Below are 4,102 nucleotides of genomic sequence, written 5' to 3'. Positions count from 1 at the left end.
TTTATCTATCTTTTTGTAGTGCTAATTATAATACTGAGAGATCGTGCGTCAACCCTTATTGATGAAAAAGTCAGAAAAGATCTGCTTGGGTGGGATTTGTAAACCTTAAATCATGAATAGCTGTTGGAAACACAATGAGAATGTGATCGAAGTTGAAAAGGGTAGCGTTGTGAAGACTTCATTGCAAACATTCGGATGCGGTTGTTGGAAAGGTGCCGGTTAAAGTACAGATCAGGTTCGACGCGTTCTAACAGAAGAATTTATCAGAACGAAAATGAATCTACTCAAGGAACGGATCTTTATAGGCTCGTTTGACCGGAGTATTGGTGCGTGTGGGGATTAACACCACTTACCGAAGTTGTTCCTCTAAATTCGTGATAGTGACCCCCATTAGGAAGCGGAATTGCAGGTCCTGTTACGCCAGATACTTGATGTCTATGCCCGTCGTCAACAGAAGTTACTGTGAAATACCGATGAGTATGCGGGATACCACTAGGAGCGGGTTCAGTCGTCCCAGCGTATTGATGTCTGTGCCCTGCATCAAAAGAGGTAATGCCCCTAAATTGATGGACATGAATAGGCACACCGTCCCAACTCGTAATAAAAAGTTGATGAGAATGAAGCGGATCTGAATCATCAGCATGGAACACGAAACCAGTAACAGGAATTTCCATTTGTTACGCCTCTTTTGTGTATGATTTTAAATCTGTAATTCATATTCGTAGGAATTTGATCTAGAACGAAAATTAATTGAATGGAATGCTTAAAAGGGCACCCGGGTGCTAGGTGCCCTCCGATTGATGAGGTGTTATAGAGGCGATATGGATCGCGGTGAGGCCTATTATTCTTAATAGCAGAATGCTGTGCCAACAATGATCAACAGTATGAACAGAACGACGATTAGCGCAAAACCGTTACTACCATGACCAAATCCGCCGCCATATCCGCCAACATCAGGAGACCCCATAAGTGAACACCTCCTCATCACATGATCATGTAGTATATGAGTATAGGAGAAAATGCGGAATGGTTAAAAGAGCCCAAATTAAAGGTAGGAAGTAAGAGCCAACATGCCGAAAATGAGCGTTAAGAAGTACCAATGGGCTGTTGCAGAGTAGACCGCAAACTGGCAGACGTTTGCTGAACGTTTGGGCGTAAGCATGCAGAAAGTGCAGAAAAAACGAGCAAATTCTATGTGATTAATCATTGTGCCGTTGAGAAAGTCACACAATCAATCCTCAATTTTGAGGGATCGAATCATTTATGCGTACGATTTGCGTATAAACTGCTGTTTCATCAAAAATAGACTAAACTGTACCACCTGTTATACATAACAAAAACCCCTTAATATCAAGGGGTTTCACCGTTTTCTATGTATGTCCCAGAAGGGATTCGAACCCATGACCCACGGCTTAGAAGGCCGTTGCTCTATCCAGCTGAGCTACTGGGACAAATGTATTCACTTTTTCATGACGACCTATATTATTTTAGAGAATATGACAGGATCTGTCAATGGTTGTTGCAAAAACTTTTTCATTAGTGCTTTTGTTTGGCCAAAAGATCCCAAATGCTCTATAGCACGATACCCGTTGATTCATTCCTCAAATATAGGTTATGAGGGTTATGACATGCAATAATCAACACAGGCGATGAATGAAGCGTATGAGCGGATGTGGTGACACCCTTATTGATTGGGGGTGAAGCCGATGACAGTATACCAAGCATTAACCTTGATGATTCATTTTGCAGTGCGAATACTGATGCTATAAAATTGGGAGCAAATTGGGGGCGAATTTTCTATTTGCATCGTCGTTGATTTTCGATAATTTTATAGGGTGCATATAGGCGACATATTATGTTTTGATTCACGTCGGATGGTACGCTCGAGAGGTGATTAGATGTGATCGCTTAGGCGAACGCAATGATCAACAATGCGCAGAGGAGCGGTTTACCTAATGAGTAAGGAATACCATTCATTTGTTGAATTGCTGAAGGATGCACATCATCGACTGGATCAAATAGAACGGGATATCATGATGATTAATGAAGTCTGTACGCGTATTGAGCATCAGCAGCTTATTAAGCATGTCAAATAAATAGGTCTTTGTTTCATTCTTTTATGTCTTTCAATGGCAAACATCACAGTCACCAGCCGGTTCTTTTTGTATACTGATCTGAGTAGTGGTCTGAAGACAACGAAAAGAGGTTAGAAAGAATGAAAAGAATTGTTACCTTGAACACGATGAATTTAAAGGCATCTGCAACACATGGCGGACATGGCGAATGCCAAACATCTTGCCAGTCTGCATGCAAAACTTCTTGTGGTGTTGCCAATCAGCAGTGCGCAGAACCGGCAAATCGATAAGAACGTTAGGCTACCGCTCAACTGGATATTCAGCTGGGCGGCTATTTTCTATGCTCTAATTAATGATCTTTTTAAGAGCAATGGGCACACTGGTGAAGCTCCGAAGCATGCACATGAAATTCGTGTACGTCTTGTGCCTAATGTGGAAGTAATGAATAACATTTTGTTTTAAATAAGGAGCCGGATCGATCAGATGATTCATCAATACAAATTAAACGGATACAATATTGTGCTTGATACGTATAGCGGCTCGGTTCATGTTGTGGATGATCTCGCTTATGATGTGATTGAAATGTATGAGAAGAACGCACCCGATGCTATTGTGAGGCAAATGTTAGATAAATATAGAGATGATACGGATGTTTCAGAAACAAGCATACGCGAAACGATTGACGATGTTGCAGAACTCAAGAAAACCGGTAAACTTTTTTCTGAAGACGCGTTTAAAGATCTGTCGTTTAATCTAAAAAAGCGAAAAACCTACGTGAAGGCGCTATGCCTGAACGTTGCTCATACATGTAACTTAACTTGTGAGTATTGTTTTGCCAGTCAGGGAAAATACCATGGTCCACGTGCGATCATGAGTGAGGAAGTCGGCAAACGAGCGATCGACTTCTTACTTGAGAACTGCGGGTTCCACCGTAATCTTGATGTCGATTTCTTTGGCGGCGAGCCGCTCATGAACTGGAAGGTGGTCAAGAGCGTCGTTGCCTACGCACGCAGCAAGGAGAAGGAATACAACAAACAGTTCCGTTTTACACTGACAACGAACGGTTTGCTGCTGCGTGATGAGGTTGTTGATTTTCTCAATAAGGAAATGCACAATGTGGTGCTGAGCCTTGACGGGCGTAAAGAAGTACATGACCGTCTGCGCAAAACAATCACGGGAAAGGGGAGCTATGATTATATTGTCCCTAAGTTCCAAAACTTCGTGAAAAAGCGCGGTGATAAGGAATACTATGTTCGCGGCACATTTACGCATAATAATGTTGACTTTACTAATGATCTTTTTCATATGGCCGACCTTGGTTTTGACCGTCTTTCAATGGAACCGGTGATCTGTGATCCTAAGGAACCGTATGCGCTTAAGGAAGAAGATCTTCCGGTTATCTATGCGCAATATGAAATTCTTGCCAAAGAGATGCTGAAACGTGAAGAAGAGGGCAAAGGATTCATTTTCTATCATTACATGCTGGATTTGAATGATGGCCCTTGTATTCACAAACGTATTTCCGGTTGCGGATCAGGGACCGAATATTTAGCCGTGACGCCGACAGGTGAGCTGTTCCCTTGTCATCAGTTTGTTGGCGAAGAAACCTATAGTATGGGAACAATTTGGGACGGAATAAAAACACCGGAAATTCAGGAAGCATTTAAAGAAACCAACTGCTATTCGAAACCGGAATGCCAAGATTGCTGGGCAAAATTGTACTGTAGCGGCGGCTGCCCGGCCAATTCGCTGCATGCAACCGGTTCGCTTAATGGCAACTTCGAATTCAGCTGCGACATCTTTCGCAAGCGGATTGAATGTGCGATGATGATCAAAGTCGCCCAATCGATGAAAGCGATGAATCGGGAAAAACAAGCAGCGAATCAGTGAATTTAAGTCATAAAAAAGATCCCTTCTCAAAATGAGAAGGGATCTTTTTTAAGGAAACGAGTGTACGTGGTTTGGTAGAACGCCGCGTCCTGCGACTTTGCCTTCGCCAGAGGCTTGGCAAAGCCAAGTTTTCTAGC

Annotated in this window: 5 protein-coding genes and 1 tRNA gene; 3 read left to right on the top strand and 3 right to left on the bottom strand. The window is 42.6% G+C overall.

The window, feature by feature from the left end:
- Window positions 1-299 precede the first annotated feature (299 nt).
- From SIN01_RS03715 to SIN01_RS03705, 3 genes are all read right to left on the bottom strand, one after another.
- On the bottom strand, window positions 300-674 hold the full coding sequence (locus SIN01_RS03715; RefSeq protein WP_010026675.1) for a YmaF family protein: 375 nt from the start codon (window positions 672-674) through the stop codon (window positions 300-302).
- A 173-nt stretch (window positions 675-847) separates the two neighbouring features.
- On the bottom strand, window positions 848-967 hold the full coding sequence (locus tag SIN01_RS03710) for a YjcZ family sporulation protein (RefSeq protein WP_010026676.1): 120 nt from the start codon (window positions 965-967) through the stop codon (window positions 848-850).
- Between the two features lie 410 nt (window positions 968-1,377).
- A tRNA-Arg gene (locus SIN01_RS03705) sits at window positions 1,378-1,451 on the bottom strand.
- A gap of 504 nt (window positions 1,452-1,955) precedes the next feature.
- On the opposite strand from SIN01_RS03705, the gene SIN01_RS14945 reads away from it, so the two are divergent.
- The 3 genes from SIN01_RS14945 to scfB all read left to right on the top strand — a co-directional run bounded on the left by SIN01_RS14945 (window position 1,956) and on the right by scfB (window position 3,965).
- Entirely contained in the window at window positions 1,956-2,096 is a 141-nt protein-coding gene (locus SIN01_RS14945) for a hypothetical protein (protein WP_156994737.1), read from the top strand.
- A gap of 119 nt (window positions 2,097-2,215) precedes the next feature.
- Window positions 2,216-2,365, top strand: coding sequence for a six-cysteine ranthipeptide SCIFF (gene scfA / locus SIN01_RS03700; protein WP_010026335.1), 150 nt, complete (start codon window positions 2,216-2,218; stop codon window positions 2,363-2,365).
- Between the two features lie 193 nt (window positions 2,366-2,558).
- Window positions 2,559-3,965, top strand: coding sequence for a thioether cross-link-forming SCIFF peptide maturase (scfB, locus tag SIN01_RS03695; protein WP_010026338.1), 1,407 nt, complete (start codon window positions 2,559-2,561; stop codon window positions 3,963-3,965).
- The last annotated feature ends 137 nt before the right edge of the window (window positions 3,966-4,102 follow it).

The organism is Sporolactobacillus inulinus (assembly GCF_006539285.1).
Lineage (GTDB): Bacteria > Bacillota > Bacilli > Bacillales > Sporolactobacillaceae > Sporolactobacillus > Sporolactobacillus inulinus.
The sequence above is the reverse complement of the archived record's forward strand: the minus strand, read 5'-3'. Positions and strand labels throughout refer to the sequence as shown.